The 17,335-nt window shown below is 57.4% G+C and carries 20 protein-coding genes and 1 tRNA gene; 15 read left to right on the top strand and 6 right to left on the bottom strand.

From position 1 onward, the window contains the following. Window positions 1-49: 49 nt before the first annotated feature. Together proS and AC2FH0_RS13660 are read left to right on the top strand one after the other, a co-directional pair. Window positions 50-1,390, top strand: a complete 1,341-nt coding sequence (gene proS, locus AC2FH0_RS13665) for a proline--tRNA ligase (protein ID WP_271949474.1) — start codon at window positions 50-52, stop codon at window positions 1,388-1,390. Beyond that, window positions 1,374-2,264 (top strand): glycosyltransferase family 2 protein, encoded by an 891-nt coding sequence (locus AC2FH0_RS13660; protein WP_496789588.1) that lies wholly within the window; start codon window positions 1,374-1,376, stop codon window positions 2,262-2,264. Before proS ends, AC2FH0_RS13660 begins: the two co-directional genes overlap by 17 nt. Here AC2FH0_RS13660 and AC2FH0_RS13655 read toward each other — a convergent pair. Beyond that, window positions 2,261-2,620 carry a hypothetical protein gene (locus AC2FH0_RS13655; RefSeq protein WP_496789587.1) on the bottom strand — a complete coding sequence of 120 codons (360 nt, stop codon included), beginning with the start codon at window positions 2,618-2,620 and terminating at the stop codon, window positions 2,261-2,263. The genes AC2FH0_RS13660 and AC2FH0_RS13655 overlap by 4 nt on opposite strands. 247 nt (window positions 2,621-2,867) lie before the next feature. On the opposite strand from AC2FH0_RS13655, the gene AC2FH0_RS13650 reads away from it, so the two are divergent. The 3 genes from AC2FH0_RS13650 (at window position 2,868) to AC2FH0_RS13640 (ending at window position 5,988) form a co-directional block, all read left to right on the top strand. After that, window positions 2,868-3,950 carry a DUF6492 family protein gene (locus AC2FH0_RS13650; protein WP_496789585.1) on the top strand — a complete coding sequence of 361 codons (1,083 nt, stop codon included), beginning with the start codon at window positions 2,868-2,870 and terminating at the stop codon, window positions 3,948-3,950. A gap of 63 nt (window positions 3,951-4,013) precedes the next feature. After that, window positions 4,014-5,309, top strand: a complete 1,296-nt coding sequence (locus tag AC2FH0_RS13645) for a lipoprotein-releasing ABC transporter permease subunit (protein WP_271949481.1) — start codon at window positions 4,014-4,016, stop codon at window positions 5,307-5,309. Then, complete coding sequence (locus AC2FH0_RS13640; RefSeq protein ID WP_496701624.1) at window positions 5,302-5,988, top strand: ABC transporter ATP-binding protein; 687 nt, start codon at window positions 5,302-5,304, stop codon at window positions 5,986-5,988. Before AC2FH0_RS13645 ends, AC2FH0_RS13640 begins: the two co-directional genes overlap by 8 nt. Here AC2FH0_RS13640 and AC2FH0_RS13635 read toward each other — a convergent pair. Next, window positions 5,972-6,409 (bottom strand): DMT family transporter, encoded by a 438-nt coding sequence (locus tag AC2FH0_RS13635; protein ID WP_496701626.1) that lies wholly within the window; start codon window positions 6,407-6,409, stop codon window positions 5,972-5,974. The genes AC2FH0_RS13640 and AC2FH0_RS13635 overlap by 17 nt on opposite strands. Before the next feature lie 91 nt (window positions 6,410-6,500). On the opposite strand from AC2FH0_RS13635, the gene AC2FH0_RS13630 reads away from it, so the two are divergent. Further along, entirely contained in the window at window positions 6,501-6,905 is a 405-nt protein-coding gene (locus tag AC2FH0_RS13630; RefSeq protein WP_496690926.1) for a c-type cytochrome, read from the top strand. Window positions 6,906-6,908: 3 nt separating this feature from the next. Here the strand turns inward: AC2FH0_RS13630 and AC2FH0_RS13625 are convergent, their stop codons facing one another. Beyond that, window positions 6,909-7,595 (bottom strand): hypothetical protein, encoded by a 687-nt coding sequence (locus tag AC2FH0_RS13625; protein WP_496701628.1) that lies wholly within the window; start codon window positions 7,593-7,595, stop codon window positions 6,909-6,911. Window positions 7,596-7,639: 44 nt separating this feature from the next. Then, window positions 7,640-8,302 carry a DNA-3-methyladenine glycosylase I gene (locus AC2FH0_RS13620; RefSeq protein WP_496789583.1) on the bottom strand — a complete coding sequence of 221 codons (663 nt, stop codon included), beginning with the start codon at window positions 8,300-8,302 and terminating at the stop codon, window positions 7,640-7,642. A 386-nt stretch (window positions 8,303-8,688) separates the two neighbouring features. On the opposite strand from AC2FH0_RS13620, the gene AC2FH0_RS13615 reads away from it, so the two are divergent. The 5 genes from AC2FH0_RS13615 (at window position 8,689) to AC2FH0_RS13595 (ending at window position 14,122) form a co-directional block, all read left to right on the top strand. After that, window positions 8,689-9,639 carry an ABC transporter substrate-binding protein gene (locus AC2FH0_RS13615; RefSeq protein WP_496789581.1) on the top strand — a complete coding sequence of 317 codons (951 nt, stop codon included), beginning with the start codon at window positions 8,689-8,691 and terminating at the stop codon, window positions 9,637-9,639. A 10-nt stretch (window positions 9,640-9,649) separates the two neighbouring features. Continuing rightward, window positions 9,650-10,699, top strand: a complete 1,050-nt coding sequence (locus AC2FH0_RS13610; RefSeq protein WP_496689692.1) for a quaternary amine ABC transporter ATP-binding protein — start codon at window positions 9,650-9,652, stop codon at window positions 10,697-10,699. Next, complete coding sequence (locus tag AC2FH0_RS13605) at window positions 10,696-12,759, top strand: ABC transporter permease (protein WP_496789580.1); 2,064 nt, start codon at window positions 10,696-10,698, stop codon at window positions 12,757-12,759. Before AC2FH0_RS13610 ends, AC2FH0_RS13605 begins: the two co-directional genes overlap by 4 nt. Window positions 12,760-12,864: 105 nt before the next feature. Beyond that, window positions 12,865-13,530, top strand: a complete 666-nt coding sequence (locus tag AC2FH0_RS13600) for an NnrU family protein (protein ID WP_496701633.1) — start codon at window positions 12,865-12,867, stop codon at window positions 13,528-13,530. 70 nt (window positions 13,531-13,600) lie between these two features. Then, window positions 13,601-14,122, top strand: coding sequence for a DUF2478 domain-containing protein (locus AC2FH0_RS13595; RefSeq protein ID WP_142636856.1), 522 nt, complete (start codon window positions 13,601-13,603; stop codon window positions 14,120-14,122). A gap of 110 nt (window positions 14,123-14,232) precedes the next feature. On the opposite strand, the gene AC2FH0_RS13590 is transcribed toward AC2FH0_RS13595, so the two are convergent. After that, a tRNA-Tyr gene (locus AC2FH0_RS13590) sits at window positions 14,233-14,316 on the bottom strand. Window positions 14,317-14,432: 116 nt separating this feature from the next. Between AC2FH0_RS13590 and rlmB the strand changes: the two genes are divergently transcribed. The 4 genes from rlmB (at window position 14,433) to AC2FH0_RS13570 (ending at window position 16,726) form a co-directional block, all read left to right on the top strand. Further along, on the top strand, window positions 14,433-15,206 hold the full coding sequence (gene rlmB, locus AC2FH0_RS13585) for a 23S rRNA (guanosine(2251)-2'-O)-methyltransferase RlmB (protein ID WP_271949501.1): 774 nt from the start codon (window positions 14,433-14,435) through the stop codon (window positions 15,204-15,206). Window positions 15,207-15,221: 15 nt separating this feature from the next. Beyond that, window positions 15,222-15,500 carry a hypothetical protein gene (locus tag AC2FH0_RS13580; protein WP_142636860.1) on the top strand — a complete coding sequence of 93 codons (279 nt, stop codon included), beginning with the start codon at window positions 15,222-15,224 and terminating at the stop codon, window positions 15,498-15,500. A 108-nt stretch (window positions 15,501-15,608) separates the two neighbouring features. After that, window positions 15,609-16,055, top strand: a complete 447-nt coding sequence (locus tag AC2FH0_RS13575) for a YHS domain-containing (seleno)protein (protein WP_496789578.1) — start codon at window positions 15,609-15,611, stop codon at window positions 16,053-16,055. Between the two features lie 200 nt (window positions 16,056-16,255). Continuing rightward, on the top strand, window positions 16,256-16,726 hold the full coding sequence (locus AC2FH0_RS13570) for a CoA-binding protein (RefSeq protein WP_496789577.1): 471 nt from the start codon (window positions 16,256-16,258) through the stop codon (window positions 16,724-16,726). A gap of 4 nt (window positions 16,727-16,730) precedes the next feature. On the opposite strand, the gene AC2FH0_RS13565 is transcribed toward AC2FH0_RS13570, so the two are convergent. Beyond that, window positions 16,731-17,297, bottom strand: coding sequence for a hypothetical protein (locus tag AC2FH0_RS13565; RefSeq protein ID WP_496706555.1), 567 nt, complete (start codon window positions 17,295-17,297; stop codon window positions 16,731-16,733). Between the last annotated feature and the right edge of the window lie 38 nt (window positions 17,298-17,335).

The following is a 17,335-nucleotide window of genomic DNA, read 5'->3' as shown; positions in this document are numbered from 1 at the left end:
TTTGGCATAATCACCTTTGAAGTCGAATTTTACCTCTAAAGGTCAAGCCATGCGCCTCAGCCGTTACTTTCTGCCCGTTCTCAAGGAAAACCCCTCCGAGGCTCAGATCGTCAGCCACCGGCTGATGCTGCGCGCGGGCATGATCAAGCAGGCCGCTGCTGGGATTTATTCCTGGCTCCCGCTGGGGTTCAAAGTTCTGCGCAAGCTGGAAAACATCGTGCACGAAGAACAGGCGCGGGCGGGTCACATTGCCATTCAGATGCCTGTCATGCAATCGGCAGATCTGTGGCGCGAATCCGGACGCTATGACGACTACGGCCAGGAAATGTTGCGAATGAAAGACCGGCATGACCGGGACATGCTTTTTACCCCGACTGCAGAGGAACTGGTGACCGACATTTTTCGGGGTCATGTCAGTAGCTACAAGGACCTGCCGCTGACGCTCTATCAGATCCAGTGGAAATTCCGCGATGAAATCCGTCCGCGTTTCGGCGTGATGCGGGGCCGCGAGTTCTATATGAAGGACGGATATAATTTCGACCTGACCAAAGAGGATGCGTTGCACGCCTATAACCGCCACCTGGTTACATATCTGCGCACCTATGAGCGCATGGGCTTGCAGGCGATCCCGATGCGCGCCGATTCCGGCCCAATCGGTGGCGACGATACGCATGAATTCCTGGTTTTGGCTGAAACCGGCGAGTCTGAGGTATTCTATGACAGCGCCGTCACCGACCTGACTTTTGGCGACCGTCAGATTGACTATGACGACCGTGGTCAATGTCAGTCCATTCTGGAAGAGTTCACTTCAAAATACGCCCGCACCGACGAGACGCATGACGAGGCGCTGTTCAATCAGGTGCCGGAAGATCGGCGCCGTGTGGCGCGCGGGATCGAAGTTGGCCAGATCTTCTATTTCGGCACAAAATATTCCGAACCTCTTGGGGCAACCGTTCAAGGCCCCGATGGCAAACCGGTTCCGGTCCATATGGGTAGCCACGGCATCGGTGTCAGCCGCTTGGTTGGCGCGATCATTGAAGCCAGCCATGACGACAAGGGCATCATCTGGCCAGAGGGCGTGACCCCGTTCCATTGCGGTATCGTGAACCTGAAACAAGGCGATGACGAAGCGGACGCAGCCTGTGAAAAACTCTATGCCGCGCTGACCGTGCTGGGGTTGGAGCCACTTTATGATGACCGTAACGAACGGGCAGGCGGTAAATTCGCCACGATGGATTTGATCGGCCTGCCTTGGCGGATCACGGTCGGCCCGCGCGGCCTGAAGAACGGTGTGGTGGAACTGACTTGCCGCCGCACAGGCGAAAGCGAAGAGTTGAGCCCCGAAGCCGCCGTCACCAAGATCGCCGAGATCTATGAGCGCATCGCCTGAAACCGACACGCCGCTGATCTCGGTCATCACGGCGACATATAACCTTCTGTCCCAAGGGCGGCAGGACAGTTTCCGCGAAGTCATAGCCTGTATGGCCCGGCAGAGTTGCGACCGGGCCGAACATATCATTCAGGATGGCGCATCGGATGACGGCACGGTGGCGTTTCTGGAAGAGCTGACGGCAGGTGCACCACGAACGCGCGTGATCAGCGCGCCTGATACTGGCCTGTATGATGCCATGAACAAAGGCGCCGAGGCTGCACAGGGTGATTATCTGCTGTTCCTGAACTCGGATGACTCGCTGGCATCGGATGGCATTTTGAACACCCTTGCCGACCGGCTTGCGGAATCTCGACCGGATTTCCTGTATGGCTCGACCCTGCGCAAATACGAGGACGGTTCGGAAAGTCGGGAAAAGCGCATGTCGCTCAAAGCGATCCTGCAGCGGATGCCGTTCTGCCATAATTCGGTGTTGCTGCGGCGGGATGTGTTTCAGGCGCTTGGCGGGCATGACACGCAGTTTCGGGTGGCTGCGGATTATGACCTGATGCTGAGGCTTGTCGCTACCGGATATCAGGGAGAGCGCACGGATGAGCCTGTTTCCATGTTCTGGGGCAGGGGCGTAACCAGCGACATTGTCAAAACCGCCGAGGATTATGCCCGTGTCTGGGTTCAATTCTATTCAGGTTTCAATGCAGCGCGGACCCTGACCCAACAGGATTTCTTCCGGTTCTACCGCCGCGGACACATGCCTGCCAATCTGATGATCGAATTACTGTGGCGCCCAGATACCCCGGACGGGATCAAACTGGCGGCACGCCATAGCCTATGGAAAACGGCCCGCCGATCCGTACAGTTTTGGCGGCGCTATTAGTGGCCTGCCGCAGTCGGTCGGACGGATAGCAGATCGCCATCAGCCTCGGATCCGCGTGGAACAACGATCGGACGGCCCAAGCGATTGACCAGGTCCTTAAATTCGAACCCCAGAAAGCTTATTCCGCAAACACGATCGCCAGTCATGCGATCGGTGATACATAACCGCCCCTGTCGAAACGCCAAATGGTACCCTTTATCTTTCAGGATATCCGTCAGATTGCCCCAGCTTGCGGCACCGGAAAATATCGGGCGTATCGCCGCGCGCAGCAGTGCTGCGGTCTCGCAATCAATTTCTGTAGATAGTTTCCGGGCCGAAATTGCGCCCGGTTGTTCTGTTTCAGTACGAATATTCATGAGCGACCCCCGCTCTGGAAATGAATTCCCCCACAAAGTAGGGTGACAAAGTTTCTTTAAATAATCAAAAAGCGAAATAATATTGCGCCTAAAATGTTGCATTTTGAGTGCAGTTTCACCCTGAATGCTCACATTGACTTCATAGCTGAAACAATGCGGTGCTGTCTGTGAAGGGCTTCACAACCAAGGGTATAATGCGGCATGTGGAAATCATCCGTATTTTGAAAAACCCCGACCTGATTCGCCGATGGTTGAATTTCTTGCGGAATTGGATCACCTGGAATTTGCTGATACACGGGCCGAAAATCACAAAAGGATCCACGGTTTGCTGAGCTTCACAACCGTCGTCTATTCCAAAGACTTCCCCTTGCTTGAATTGCAGGCATTGTCTTTTGCCCGATTTGTTGACCCTGATCAGGTCGGCTCGATCCGGGTGATCATGAACGATGTGGACGAACCGGCACTGCGCGTGATGGTGGAACCGATTTTGGCTTCTTACGGTCCATTGCGACCCAAAGTTGAAGTCCTGAGCGGCGATGACGTATTGCTGGCTCCTGGGCAATGCGCGCGCCGGTCGATCTCGGACAGGATATTGGTCGAAAACCGATACCGCATTCCGGGCGCGCGCAAGGGTGGATGGCGTGGCAACAACGGATACCGGACACAGCAAGTTTTGAAATTGGGATCTGCTCGGGCTGCCTCGACAGAAAACATTGTAATACTGGACACCAAGAACCTGTTTCTGCGCCCCTTTCAGGAGGCCGAGTTTTTCTCGGACAGTGGTGCGGCGCGGATTCCGTTTATCGGTGTGAACAGCGATTATCATAGACGCTGGCTGGAACAGAGCTTTGATGCGCTGGGCGCGTCGATCCCGGAAACGGACGGCCTGCAGACAACAAATTTCGCAACGCCCTATCCTGTGCGCCGGTCGCTGATCCTGAATCTGCTGCAAGAGATAAATGCGCGCCACGGATCGGTTCAGTCGCTATTTGCCTCTCGCAGGCGCCCGTCTGAGTTTATGTTGTTGAATGCATTTTGTCTGAAATCCGAAGCCGGTTTTGCGCCTTGGTTCGAACCCTCGGGAAACACTAGCATAGGGCTGTGGCCATCCTTTTCGGCGCAGAAACTGACTGATGAGCTTTCCCGGCTGGACGATCCGGAAACTCTGACCCTAGGCTTGCATAACAGAGCGCTTTACAAGCTGCCCGCCGACATTCGAAACCGGGTGTTTCACGAGCTGGAAAGCCGCGGTATCTGCGATCGTTCCATCGCCGAGGCAGCCTTGAACAGAACCGCTGCTTTGACGGGGCAAGTCGAAGTGGGCGGATAACCGGCTTGACCCCCGGTCGAATTGCCGAGAGGGTCGCCACAAAACAAAACAAGCGGAGCAGACATGGCCAAGACACCACCGCCATTTGCGCTTTTTGAGTGGAAAATCGCTTGGCGATACCTGCGCGCGCGCCGTGCTGAAGGCGGCGTCAGCGTGATGACATGGATTTCGCTGATCGGGATTACCCTGGCAGTGTTTGCGCTGATCGCCACATTGGCCGTCAGGTCCGGTTTCCGGTCCGAATTTGTCGGAACCATTCTGGGGGCTAACGCCCATGTGACCGTGTATTCATCGGGTGAGTTCACTGCGCAGGGGCAGGTCGATCGCACCATTGCGGATTATACGGACATGGCCGACCGGATCGCTCAGGTTCCGGGCGTTCAGCGTGCAGCACCTTTGGTGAAAGGTCAGGTTCTGATCACCAATCGCGACCGCAGCAGCGGGGTTGAGGTATTTGGCATCCAGCCCGAAGATTTGCTGGAACTGCCCGGTGTCGCCGAAAGCGAACAGGCGGTTGGTGATCTGTCGATGTTTCAGAACGGCCAGGACGTCATTGCCATAGGTTCAGGCGTCGCGCGCAGCATCGGGGCGACGGTGGGCGATACCATCAAGCTGACCTCGCCCAATGGGGTGAAGACCGCGTTTGGCACCTCTCCCCGGGTGAATGCCTATCAGGTGGTCTATGTGTTTTCTGCTGGGCGTTATGACATCGACCGGACGCGGGTCTATATGCCCTTCGAACAGGCGCAGGGTTTTTTCAACCGCGAGGGTGTGGCTGATGAGATCGAAGTTATGGTTGACCGCCCCGAAGAACTGACGCCGATCCTGATCCCGATCCTTGAAGCCGCAGGCGAGCGCAGTCAGATCTGGACATGGCAGGATGCCTCGGGCGGGTTCCTCCGCGCGCTTGAAGTGGAAGACAACGTCATGTTCATCATCTTGTCGATCCTGGTTCTGATCGCGGCGATGAACATCGTCTCGGGTCTGATCATGCTGGTGAAAAACAAGGGCCGAGACATCGGCATCCTACGCACCATCGGGCTGAGCGAAGGCTCGATCCTGCGCGTGTTCTTTATCTGCGGCGCGTTTACCGGGATCATCGGCACTGCGTTGGGCGTGGTGCTGGGCTGTCTCTTTGCAATCTATATCGACCCAATCTTCAGTTTTGTGAACTTTGTGATGGGGGGCGGGGTTTGGGATCCGTCCATCCGCGGCATCTATGCGCTGCCTGCCGAGCTGCATCTTTCGGATGTGCTCAAGGCCGTTGGCCTATCTCTGGGCTTGTCCTTCCTGGTCACCTATTTCCCCGCCCGTCGCGCGGCGCGGCTGAACCCTGTTGAGGCGCTGCGCTATGAGTGATGTAATGATGCGATTGGCCGGTCTGACCAAGACTTACCTCAAAGGCACGCCGGGCGAAGTTCAGGTGTTGCGCGGTGTCGATTTGGACCTGCGTGCGGGCGAGGCCGTGGCTCTTGTGGCGCCCTCTGGTGCCGGTAAGTCGACGCTGTTGCATATTGCCGGATTGTTGGACACACCCGACACAGGATCGGTTGAGATTGCAGGCCAGAACGTGACCGGGAAAGGTGATCGCACGCGAACTGCGTTGCGGCGGCAGGATGTCGGCTTTGTCTACCAGTTTCACCATCTGTTGCCAGAATTCACCGCGTTGGAGAATATTACCCTCCCGCAGCTGGCCAATGGCGTGTCCGAGAGAGCGGCCCAGGACCGGGCGATGTCCCTTCTGGATCATGTCGGCGTCGCTGCGCGCGCCGATCACCGGCCGGCCGCCCTGTCTGGTGGTGAGCAGCAACGCGTGGCCTTCTGCCGCGCATTGGCCAACAAACCTCGGGTTCTTCTTGCGGATGAGCCGACCGGCAATTTGGACCCTGAAACCTCGGATCAGGTTTTTGACGCATTGATGGCTTTGGTGCGGGACGAGGGGCTCTCGGCTCTGATCGCCACACATAACATGCAGCTTGCCGCCCGGATGGACCGAACACTGAGGCTGGACGGAGGCGCGCTTAGGCCAGTTGAGTGATTGCAACGCCTGCAGCCATCACTGCGATACCGCTTGCGCGAACCCATGTCAGCGGGGTGACCTGCGCGCCAAACAAGCCGAAGTGGTCGATGGCTGCAGTGCTGACGAGTTGCCCAAGAAGGACAAAGAACACCGCGTTGCCGACCCCGAAATGTGGTGCAACATGGGTGATCGACAGAACATAAAAGGCGACAAGCACACCGGCCAGAAGCAGGTGCTTGGGGGCATCGGCAATTTTTGAAAGGGCGCCAAAGCCGGGAAAAACCACCATCAAGGCTGCACTTGATGCAAAGGCTATCGCAAACAGGACCACAGCCGCTGTTGTTGGCGACCCGATCAATTTGCCCAATGCGGCATTCAACGCGGCAAGGATCGGAACCCCAAATCCAGCCACAAGCATAATAGCAGCATATTGTGTCATGCGGTTTTCCTATTGCCTCGTTGATCTGGATCATTGCGCCAAGCCCAGGCACGGGCAAGCCTGAAAATGTCAAATCTGACAGGAGGATGTGATGATCAGACAGGCAATGGGGGCGCTATCGATAGCGGCGTTTGTGACGGCGTCTCAGGTCAGCGCGCAGGATGCAGATACCGGCGCCGAGCTGTACCAGCATTATTGTGCAACCTGCCACGGGATCGACGCGACGGGCTATGGTCCAATGGCAGGCGTCCTTGTTATTCAGCCAACTGACCTGACGCGGCTTGCAAGCAGCGAAGGGGTATTCCCGACCGCTCGTGTTGTGGCGCGCATAGATGGACGAGACCCGCTGGTCAGCCATGGCAGCCCGATGCCAGTCTATGGACCGTATTTCGAAGGGCAGGATACGGCGATGAAAACACCAGATGGGCAGCCGATCCTGACCAGCCAGCCGATCGTGGATCTGGTGGCTTATCTGCAGACGCTGCAGGCCAACTGAACGTTACCGACAGATTCCTTGGATCTCGGCATCGGCCCAGGGGATGACCACTGTGCTTTCACGCTTGTCACCACGTAGCGGAGCCAGATCGAAATGTGCGCCCAGCATCTCGTGCAGACGCCTGGTGCGGGGCGCCGAAGGATCCAGCGCCCGGCAACAAATGTATTCCTCGACAATGGCCCCCTGCTGTTCGTACCCGTAGGACAGGAAATCTGGTGAGTTCTCCAGATCGAATTGATAGGGGTCGTTATTCCCGCCATGCTCGGCTGCGGCGCGCAGTGGATGATAGCCGGTCTTCTTGCGGTTTTGCCATTGCCACACATGGGTCAGTTCATGACCCAGCAGCATCGCCGCGATCAGGTTCATCCGATCCGGGAATTCGGACATGTAATCGTCCAGATACCAGTCCCGGGTGAAATAGACCTTGTTGAACAGGGCCACTGCCGCGGGTTTTGCGGTAACGATACCTTCCTGCGGGGCGGGAAAAATGCGCTCGCGGCAGGCAAGGCGTGACCGATCTTTACGATAGAAAGTTATTGGCGCAACTGGTGCGCCTTCGACCAACCGCACTTTGTTGAGTTTCAGCGTATCACCCTGAAGTGTGCGGGTAAAAGCAGCCTCCTGATCAGTCAGGGGGCGACCGCAAGCGGTGAATACCAAAAGGGACGTCATCAAAATGAGGCGTAACATGACAAAAAATCTATTCTGGCAGCACACGTGTGCAAATGGTTTTTTTACAGGCTCATTGCTAGGACGCGGCTGATTTCCGTCAGAGATCGCCCGGACTGTTCCATCCATGTGTTGAATGCCGCTTGAACCGAGGCCATCGCCTTTTTCGATGTCGGCGGCTTATCGACCACGCCCTCGGCCACCAGCCGTGCGGTCACATCCTGCGACAGGATGAAACTGTCACGCCCCGCAAATCGCATCGCATATTGCGCCGATGCACCGCCCAGCCGCGACCCGCGCTTGCCCAGCATATTCAGCAGACCGACATAGTCATCCGAAGGCCACCCACCCAGAATCTTTCCGACGCCACCTTCTTGGCGCAGTTCCAGCAAAAAGGCAGCATTGTCGCGGACCGTGGCGATCTTGGTGCCATTGCGCACGATCCGAGTGTCCTGCAGCAGAGCATCGAACTTTTCGTCGTCCATAAAGGCGCAGCGTCCAATGTCGAACCCGTCAAAAGCGGTTTCGAACCCGTCCCATTTGTTTTCGATGACCTTCCAGTTAAACCCGGCCTGAAAGATGCATTTCGTGATAATCGACAGCCAGCGATCTTCGGGCATTTCAGCCAGTTCCGCAGGGCTTTTGGGTTTGGAAAGCTTGTTGCTCAGGGCATCTGTCCCGCCGTGACGGTTGGCGGCTATGGCGAAAATCTCGTCGAAATGGCGCATCTGCAGAATCCTCCAAACCTAGCGTCGCGTTTTGCGGTCGATGTTGCAAGGTGGCCCGGGACACATGCCTGCCAAGGTAAAAAAACATCCCAAGCCCAAAAGAAATGCTCGACAAAGTGGGTGATTCTGGTTTGTGATTGACTCGTCAATCAATATCCGCACCGCAATGCTGGGGAAATGCAGTGGGCGCGGGCGCCTAGCATGATGCTGAAAGAGTGGAAACACTGGGGCAAAGGGGTGAGTTATTCCGTGCCGCGCCGAACTGTCTGCTTCCCTTCTTCGCCAGTTTTTGTGCATGTTGCGACATGGATTTGTCACATGACAAGCCGACTGGCGCGAAACAACGCGCCGGACCGGGCAAAACGAATATTGCAGGGAGAAAATCAATGAAAAAACTGAGTGTAAGCCTGATGGCGCTGACCGTTGCAGGCTCTGCCTATGCCGCCGAGATGGGGGCCGTGGATCAGCCGATCAAACTGGCGATCAACGAATGGACTGGCCAGCACGTGACCACCCATGTCGCGGGTGAGATGCTGAAAGCTGCCGGATACAATGTGGAATATGTGACTGCAGGCATGATGAATCAGTTCCAGGCGTTGGCCGATGGTGACATCGACGCGACCCTGGAAATCTGGTCGTCCAACGTATCGGATGAATATGCCAAGAAGATCGACGAAGGCACCGTCGTTGAAATCGGCGATCTGGGCCTCGACGCCAAAGAAGGCATCGCCTATCCCGCGCATGTGGCTGATCTGTGTCCCGGCCTGCCCGCATGGGAAGCGCTGAAGGACTGCGCGCAGGTGTTTGCGACGGCCGAAACGCTGCCCGGGGGCCGTCTGGTCGATTACCCGGCCGATTGGGGTACGCCCGGCGCTGACCGTATGGTGGGCCTGGATCTGCCGTTCAAAGCGGTTCCCGCAGGTTCCGAGGGTGCTTTGATAGCCGAGCTTCGGGCCTCGACCGAGCGCAACTCGCCGCTGCTGATCACCTTCTGGCAGCCGCATTGGGCCATGTCGGCCTATGATGTGCAATTCGTCGAACTGCCAGCCGGGGAAGACGCCTGTTTCACCGATCCCGCTTGGGGCCCGAACCCGGACGCTGTGAACGATTGCGATTTCTCGCCGTCGCGCATCTTCAAGGCGGGTTGGAGCGGCATGGAAGACAAATGGCCCGCAGCCTATGAAATCCTGACCAACTATCAGCTGGCGGTCGAAGATCAGCAGCCTATGATGGGTGCGATCGACGTTGATGGTGGTTCCGTCGAAGAGGTCGTCGCCGCTTGGATGGCTGAAAACGAAGGCAAATGGCGCCCTGTTGTTGACGCGGCAACGCAGTGAGCTGACATCAGTGACTGACGTAAATTCGCCAGCCATCGCCTGCCAGAATCTCTGGCAGGTGTTTGGCCCCGGCGCTGACAAAGCCCTGACCGACGCGCTGTCTCGGTCAGGGAATGACGCTGACAAAGCCGCTGCCGATCTGCGGGAAAACGGGTTCATCCCCGCCGTTCAGGATGCCAATTTCGAGGTCAAGGAGGGCGAGCTGTTTGTGATCATGGGCCTGTCCGGATCGGGCAAGTCTACTTTGATCCGCTGTATCTCGCAGCTTTTGCCGGGCACGGGTGGCGAAATCCGTGTGGATGGCGAGAACGTCATCGGCGCGTCAAAGAAAGCCATGACCGAGCTGCGCCGCAAAAAGCTGGGCATGGTATTTCAGCATTTCGGCCTGTTCCCGCATATGACCGTTGCCGAAAACGTCGCCTATCCGCTGCGTGTTCAGGGTGTTAGCCGCAAAGAGCGGATGGCCCGCGCGCAGGAGGTGATCTCGTTGGTCGGGCTGGAAGGGCGCGAAGACAGCTTCCCGCGTCAGCTTTCGGGTGGTCAGCGGCAGCGCGTCGGGATTGCCCGGTCTCTGGCCGTGAACCCCGATATCTGGTTTTTGGACGAACCATTCTCGGCCCTCGATCCCTTGATCCGCCGTCAGTTGCAGGATGAATTCCTGCGCATTCAGGCGACGTTGCAGAAATCCATCGTCTTCATCACCCACGATATTCAAGAGGCGCTGAAACTGGCCGACCGGATTGCCATCATGCGCGACGGAAAGATAGTCCAGATCGGTACACCCACCGATATCGTACTGCGCCCGGTGGATGATTACGTGCGAGAGTTTTCAAAGGATGTCGCCAAGGGTCAGCATGCCAAGGTCGCATCGGTCATGCGCCAAGACGGAGAGCGGGGACCAGATGACCCTGGCCTGACAACCTCGATGACATTAGACGCTGCATTGGCGCACTGCATGGAGTTATACGAACCGGTGCCCGTCAGGGATGCCGATGGTAACATCGTCGGAACGGTTCATCCGTCCGATCTGGCCGCCGCCCTGCAGGTTGATGAAACATGACTGTAGCGACGGAAGTTTCTGTGCCGCAGGCGCGCCTGAGCATTGGCGCGCGCGCCGCACTGATCACAGTCATCGTCGGTGCGTTGTGTCTGGCGCTGGAAGGCGTCGCGCCCTGGCTGGTCAAATGGCCCGCAGGCTGGGAACTGCCTGCAACGCAATGGGTCGGCACGTTTCTGGACTGGTTCCTGAACGGGATCAAACCGGCGGCGCGGCTGTTTTCCGATCTCATGGCCTATCCCATGAACTGGGCCAACTTTGTGCTCGGCAATACGCCATGGCCCATCCTGATCGGTCTGGTGACTGCGCTGGGTTGGTATCTGGGCGGTTTGCCGATGGCGGCGCTGGGCTTTGTGGGCCTTAGCTTTGTGTTGGCATCGGGCTATTGGGCCGAAAGTATGAACACCCTGGCGTTAGTGGCCGTTTCCGTGCCGGTTGCGCTGATCATGGGCGGAGCTATCGGTATCCTTGCCAACGAAGTACCGCGCGTGAAGTCATTTGTGCAGGCCGTGCTGGACGTGATGCAGACCGTGCCGACATTCGCTTATCTGACGCCGCTGCTGCTGCTGTTTGGTTTCGGTCCTGTGGTTGGGCTGATCGCCTCGGCCATCTATGCGGCCCCTCCGATGGCGCGCAACGTGATGTTGGGGCTGGAGCGGGTCGAACCGGAAATCAAAGAGGCTGCCATCATGTCCGGCGGCACGCGGTTTCAACAGCTGTTTCAGGTCGAGATCCCGGCTGCAGCCACGCAGATCATGGTCGGTGTGAACCAGTGCCTAATGGCTGCGCTGTCGATGGTTATCATCGCAGCCGTCATTGGAGGCTTCAACGATATCGGTTGGGAGGTTCTTCTGACCATGCGCAAGGCACAGTTCGGCGAAGCCTTGATGGCCGGTCTGGTGATCGTGGTCTTTGCCGTCGTCATCGACCGGATGAGCGGGACGCTGGCGACCGAACGTAAACGCTATGACCAGCGTGTCGCCTGGGCAGTAATTGGCGTTGCCGTGCTGTTCACCGCTGTCTTTTGGACCAGGCTGCCGAACCCGTCCGAACTGACCATTCTCGACCCGCTGGCCGGGGTGATTGACGGCGGGCTGACGGCGTTTACCCAGGCAAATGGGCCGTGGCTTGACGCGCTCAAGAACAACTCTTTGTTCTATGTGCTGCTGCCGCTTCGGATTGGTTTGGACCAGGCCGTGCTGCCGTTCACATGGGGTTTTCAGTGGACGCCCGTGATGAGCTATGGCCTGTTCGCCACTGCCGCAGCGATTGCTGTGCTAATGGCATGGCGCGGACATCTGACCGGCGGGCTGGTGATGCTGATCCTGATCGGGATGCTCGAAACCGGCATTGCCAATCTGCCCTGGCCTTTCGTTCTGACTGCCGCCGCCGCGTTGGGGTGGGTGGCAGGGGGCTGGCGATTGGCGGCGCTTTCGGTCGGATTGCTCTGTACCATTCTTGTCTCGGGCCTGTGGGAACGCGCGCTGTTATCGCTGTATCTGAGCGGTGCTGCGGTGTTTTCTTGTGCCGTAGTCGGTGGTGTGATTGGTCTTGCCAGTGCAGTCTGGTTGCCTGTTTGGAAGGTGGTCCGCCCCGTCTGTGACATGTTGCAGACGATCCCACTGTTCGTGTTCCTGATTCCTGTGCTGATGGTGTTTCAGATCGGCGAGTTTTCGGCCTTTCTGGCAATCTGCGCCTATGCCGTTGTTCCGATGATCCGCTACACACGGCACGGGCTGGTCAATACACCGGATGAGATGATGGAGGCCGCCATCTCTAGTGGCGCGACCGAGTGGCAGATCATGCGTGACGTGCGCGCGCCTTATGCTGCGCCGACTATCTTACTGGGTCTGAACCAGACCATCCTTTACGCCTTTGCCATGCTGGTGATCGCTGCGCTGATCGGAACCACCGGTCTGGGCCAGTCGATCTATCTGGCGCTGGGGCAGGCGGATGTGGGATTGGGGATTTCAGCAGGGGCGGCGATGGCTATCCTTGCGCTGATAGCTGACCGCATCGTGCAGGGCTTTGCCGAGGAACGTCGCAAGGCGCTGGGCCTGTAAACATCGGCAGAAAGGCGGAACAACCGCCTCTCTGCCTCATTTGATTTCGGGCAAGGACGTTCCGGCGCAGGTGATTAAACCTGGCGCAAATGATCGGAGACTACCATGGCAGGCTGGCCCCTATTCTTTGCTGCACTGATAGCGTTTCTGGCGACCCATGCGATACCAGCGCGCCCCGCTGTGCGCGATCGCCTGATCACTACGTTCGGACGGCGCGGGTATTTCGTGGCTTATTCCATCTTGTCTCTGCTGGTTCTGGGTTGGTTGATCATCGCCGCAGCGCAAGCCCCGTATGTCGAGGTGATCCCACCCATTTGGATATTCCGCTGGATTCCCGTTCTGATGATGCCCGTAGTGTGCTGGCTCGCGGTTGCGGGCTTGACGATCCAGAACCCGTTTTCATTTGGTGGCTTGAGCCAGCGCCCGTTCGATCCAGAAAAGCCCGGTATTCTGCGCACCACGCGCCACCCGGTTTTGGTGGCGCTGTTGGTGTGGGCTGTCGCTCATCTGCTGGCCAATGGCAGCCTGTCCCACGTGATTTTGTTCGGTTTGTTTGCGGTATTTGCTGCGATGGGGCTGCCGCTGATTGATCGACGCAAGTCCCGTCAGATGGGTGCTGAATGGGGTCGGCTGTCGCGCAACACTGCAAGGTTTTCGTTGCGTGCGCCACGCCCTTGGCCGCCTGTTTGGATCGGGTTTGTAGCGCTGGCGGCATTTGCAATCCTGCTTCACCTACACGAACCGGTGATCGGATTGTCTCCGCTGCCATAAGCTGAGTGGTGGTCGGGGCGGGTCGTGCGTGCTATTTGATGTTTCGAATTGTTGCGACAAGGGGATTTGCATGTACCTCGCCTATGTTACGACCACCGACCGCGGTGCAACCGACCGTCTGCTGAGCGCGGCTGCGGATCGCCTTTTGGCCGCAGATGCGCAGTTGGCGGGTGTGGTGCAAACCAACACCGAATGCGCCGACAGCAGCAAGTGCGACATGGACGTCCGTGTCCTGCCAGAGGGAGAGACCATCCGGATTTCGCAGTCTTTGGGTACACAGTCGCGCGGCTGCCGTCTGGACCCTGCGGCACTTGAGCGGGCAGTTGGATATGTGACGGCATCGCTGGCAGAGAATCCCCATTTGCTGATCGTTAACAAGTTCGGCAAGCACGAGGCGGATGGGCGCGGTTTTCGCCCGGTCATCGCTGAAGCACTGGCGCAGGACATTCCGGTTCTTGTCGGGGTGAACGGCTTGAACGCGGCTAAATTCGAAGAATTCACGGGCGGCGGTGCCGAGCAGATTGAGCCCGACCTTGAGGCGATCTTGGCCTGGTTTGACCGGGTCACTGCGCAACGTGAAGCTGCCGCCTGACAGAACGGTCATAAGGCGGGGCCATCGGTCCTGCCAATTTCTGCATGGTGCGGTGTGATCAGCCATCCATCACTCGCGCTGGCAAAGCTTGCTAGATGTCTGGAAGAAAATGGTGGGCGACCCTGGAATCGAACCAGGCGTGCGTCTCCGCGAGGGAGTTACAGTCCCCTGCCACACCTTGCGGCCTGTCGCCCACTGTCAGGCGTTGCACCTGACGTGGAGGCGTGATTACTAGCGCTCTAAAGGAGCGTCAACAGGAAAATACTGCTTTGACGCAGGAAACCGAATTCGCGGCCCGGAGGCCAAAGAAATGAAGAAACCCAAGTGGGTCGTCGAAAAAGAACAGGCGCGCAAAGCTGCCGCATCCGAAACTGTTTGGCTGTTTGGTCTGCATGCGGTGCGGGATGCGCTGATGAACCCAAACCGCACAAAATTGCACCTGATTGTGACGCGGAATGCGCGGGACAAGCTGGTGGAAGCCATTGAATTTGCAGGTATTGAGCCCGAGATGGTTGATCCACGCAAATTTACCGCTCCGATTGACCCGGGGTCGGTTCATCAGGGCGCGGCCCTTGAGGTTAAGCCTTTGGAATGGGGTGGTCTGGCGGAAAACTGCATCGGGCGCGAACACCCGCGCGTCATTTTGTTAGACCGCGTAACCGACCCCCATAATGTCGGAGCGATTCTACGGTCAGCTGAGGTTCTTGGAGCCAGCGCTGTAGTCGGTATGCGCCATCACGCGGCGCCGGAAACTGGCGCGCTAGCCAAGACCGCCAGCGGCGCACTGGAACGTCAACCTTATTTGCGGGTGCGTAACCTGGCTGATGCCATTGTCGAGTTGCAGGGAATGGGGTTTCTGGTTCTAGGACTGGACGGCGAGGCGGACGACACGATCGAGGCCGCCTTGAGAGGTAACCCGGACCAGCCAGTGGCATTGGTGTTGGGCGCAGAGGGGCCGGGCCTGAGGCAAAAAACCAAAGAAACCGTCGACAAGTTGGTCAAAATTGACGCTGTGGGCGGGTTTGGTTCTCTCAATGTCTCAAATGCGGCGGCGATTGCCCTATATGCTTCTAGGCAAAGATAACGACAGGAGAACGCCATTTCCACGCCATCCAAAATTGCGACCTGCTGTTACTGTGGGACCCGGGCAGCGCTTGTTCTAAAAGGCACGCAGCGCCAAGAGCTCAGTTGTTCAAGCTGCGGTGCCCCGCTGCATAACCTCAAGATGATGCCAAAGCGCAAACTGGACGATGCCAAGGCGAACCGTCAAACAGCCAAGCAGGATCGTCCCTACAAAGGCAAAAAGAAGAAGAAAAAAGGCGTCTTCTCACGGGTGCTGGATGAAGCCTGGGATGTGATCGAGGACATTTTCGACTAAAGGCTGGCGTTGCCGGTTCGAATGTTCACAAGCGCGTTAAAAGGGGTTTCAGTTGCGATAATAAATTGCATCTTGATACCCTGAGTTTCTATTTGTGATCCGATGACCATGAACAGACGTTTCCTTTTTGGCGCGATTGCCGCCAGTGTGATTGCTCTTCCTGCGTTTGCGCAGGATCTGCCCGTCTTCTATCGGACGGATGGTGCAGCCATGGCCGGATATGATGCGGTGTCCTATTTCAATGGCGAAACACCTGTTCGGGGTCAGCCTGAATACGCGGTTATGTGGAAAGGCGCCGAATGGCACTTTGCCACCGCTGAGAATCGGGACGCGTTTGAGATGAATCCGCGTGCCTATGCACCTCAGTTCGGCGGGTACTGCGCCTTCGCAATGGCGCAAGGAGAGCTTGTCAGCACCGATCCGACTATTTGGCAGGTGATTGACGGTCGGCTGTATCTTACCCACTCGCCCGAAATCGAGCGCATCTGGCAGACCGATACCGCCGCCTATATCCGCGAGGCCGAGGCGCATTGGCCAAGCGTTCTGTATGAATAACAGGGCGACGGCCGTTTTTTCTGATCTGTCATCACAAAATCGCGCGCTACCTCTTTTTTTCTCTGAACTCATGCTTAAATGTCACAGTGACCGCGGAACGGAACTGCCGCGGGTCATTTCACTGTCCCTCGTTCCAACAACTGGCGCTCAGGTATTCCTGGGCGCTTTTTTCTTTTGGAAAGGGCGACTAGGGTGCCCAAATGACTGAATATTCCGATGATTTACTGACCCAGATTCTAAAGCGTACCAAAACCATTGCTGTGGCGGGCGTGTCGATGAATCCGGTGCGACCCAGCTATTATGTGGCGCGGTATTTGTCGCTTAAGGGATACAAAGTGATCCCTGTGAACCCCGGCCATGCGGGCAAGATGTTGTTTGGCCAGACAATCCGTGTGTCACTGTCCGAGATTTCCGAACCGGTAGACATGGTCGATATCTTCCGCCGGTCCGAAGCCGTCCCGCCCATTGTCGATGAGGCGTTAGAGGCGTTCCCCAATCTGCGCACAATCTGGATGCAGATCGGGATTGAGCATGCCACGACCGCGGCCACAGCGCAGGCGCGTGGGGTGGATGTGGTAATGAACCGCTGTCCCAAGATCGAATATCAACGCCTGTTTGGTGAGTTGCGCATGGGTGGTTTTGCCACCGGAATGATTTCGTCGAAACTCTGAGCGGTTATTCACCGAGATATGGTTGCAGTTCGCCGAATTGTTCCAAACGCCGCTTTTCCAGAACCACTTCGCGCGGAACCCAGTCATAGCGCGTGTCTTGTTGTAAGGGCGTCCAGTACAGCACGCCGCCATAGCGCCAGGGGTCCAGCACAACACCGTCATACATTGTCTCGCCTTTGCGACTGATGATTGCCGTGCTGTGGTCGATCCGGAACGGGTTGTCGGCATTAGCGATGGCGCGGTGCATTTCCAGCGTCTGGAAGTTTTCCTGATCCAGCCGCCGTTCGATATCCTCGGCCCAGTGCCAACACAGTCCGCGCGGCTTCAGGCCCTTGTTGACTTTGGCATTGTGGATCAGTGGCGGGTCGGTGATCTGATATTCCTGAGCCAGTTGATCGGTGTAGGCATAGGCAATGCGCGCGGCGCGGTTGGCCTCTTCAGGGTCGATGTCAGGCCCGAGGTTGCGGATTTCAGACGCCAGGCGCTGAACTTCATCACTGGTGGACGGCGGGGCAATTGCGCAGGACCCCAGAACGGCTAGCGCCAGCCCAAATACCAAAGCTCTGATCATCTGCGCGCCCTTTGACCTGCGAACCTGTCAGGATCAGA

The organism is Ruegeria sp. CDSC051 (assembly GCF_059610665.1).
The sequence above is the reverse complement of the archived record's forward strand: the minus strand, read 5'-3'. Positions and strand labels throughout refer to the sequence as shown.

What these genes read in the sequence shown, in the direction of transcription:
- AC2FH0_RS13645 (WP_271949481.1), top strand. Translation starts at nt 4,014, where the DNA reads ATGGCCAAGACACCACCGCCATTTGCGCTTTTTGAGTGGAAAATCGCT.
- AC2FH0_RS13630 (WP_496690926.1), top strand. Translation starts at nt 6,501, where the DNA reads ATGATCAGACAGGCAATGGGGGCGCTATCGATAGCGGCGTTTGTGACG.
- AC2FH0_RS13650 (WP_496789585.1), top strand. Translation starts at nt 2,868, where the DNA reads ATGGTTGAATTTCTTGCGGAATTGGATCACCTGGAATTTGCTGATACA.
- AC2FH0_RS13660 (WP_496789588.1), top strand. Translation starts at nt 1,374, where the DNA reads ATGAGCGCATCGCCTGAAACCGACACGCCGCTGATCTCGGTCATCACG.
- AC2FH0_RS13565 (WP_496706555.1), bottom strand. Translation starts at nt 17,297, where the DNA reads ATGATCAGAGCTTTGGTATTTGGGCTGGCGCTAGCCGTTCTGGGGTCC.
- AC2FH0_RS13620 (WP_496789583.1), bottom strand. Translation starts at nt 8,302, where the DNA reads ATGCGCCATTTCGACGAGATTTTCGCCATAGCCGCCAACCGTCACGGC.
- AC2FH0_RS13640 (WP_496701624.1), top strand. Translation starts at nt 5,302, where the DNA reads ATGAGTGATGTAATGATGCGATTGGCCGGTCTGACCAAGACTTACCTC.
- AC2FH0_RS13605 (WP_496789580.1), top strand. Translation starts at nt 10,696, where the DNA reads ATGACTGTAGCGACGGAAGTTTCTGTGCCGCAGGCGCGCCTGAGCATT.
- AC2FH0_RS13635 (WP_496701626.1), bottom strand. Translation starts at nt 6,409, where the DNA reads ATGACACAATATGCTGCTATTATGCTTGTGGCTGGATTTGGGGTTCCG.
- AC2FH0_RS13595 (WP_142636856.1), top strand. Translation starts at nt 13,601, where the DNA reads ATGTACCTCGCCTATGTTACGACCACCGACCGCGGTGCAACCGACCGT.
- AC2FH0_RS13615 (WP_496789581.1), top strand. Translation starts at nt 8,689, where the DNA reads ATGAAAAAACTGAGTGTAAGCCTGATGGCGCTGACCGTTGCAGGCTCT.
- AC2FH0_RS13570 (WP_496789577.1), top strand. Translation starts at nt 16,256, where the DNA reads ATGACTGAATATTCCGATGATTTACTGACCCAGATTCTAAAGCGTACC.
- AC2FH0_RS13600 (WP_496701633.1), top strand. Translation starts at nt 12,865, where the DNA reads ATGGCAGGCTGGCCCCTATTCTTTGCTGCACTGATAGCGTTTCTGGCG.
- AC2FH0_RS13655 (WP_496789587.1), bottom strand. Translation starts at nt 2,620, where the DNA reads ATGAATATTCGTACTGAAACAGAACAACCGGGCGCAATTTCGGCCCGG.
- AC2FH0_RS13625 (WP_496701628.1), bottom strand. Translation starts at nt 7,595, where the DNA reads ATGTTACGCCTCATTTTGATGACGTCCCTTTTGGTATTCACCGCTTGC.
- rlmB (WP_271949501.1), top strand. Translation starts at nt 14,433, where the DNA reads ATGAAGAAACCCAAGTGGGTCGTCGAAAAAGAACAGGCGCGCAAAGCT.
- AC2FH0_RS13575 (WP_496789578.1), top strand. Translation starts at nt 15,609, where the DNA reads ATGAACAGACGTTTCCTTTTTGGCGCGATTGCCGCCAGTGTGATTGCT.
- proS (WP_271949474.1), top strand. Translation starts at nt 50, where the DNA reads ATGCGCCTCAGCCGTTACTTTCTGCCCGTTCTCAAGGAAAACCCCTCC.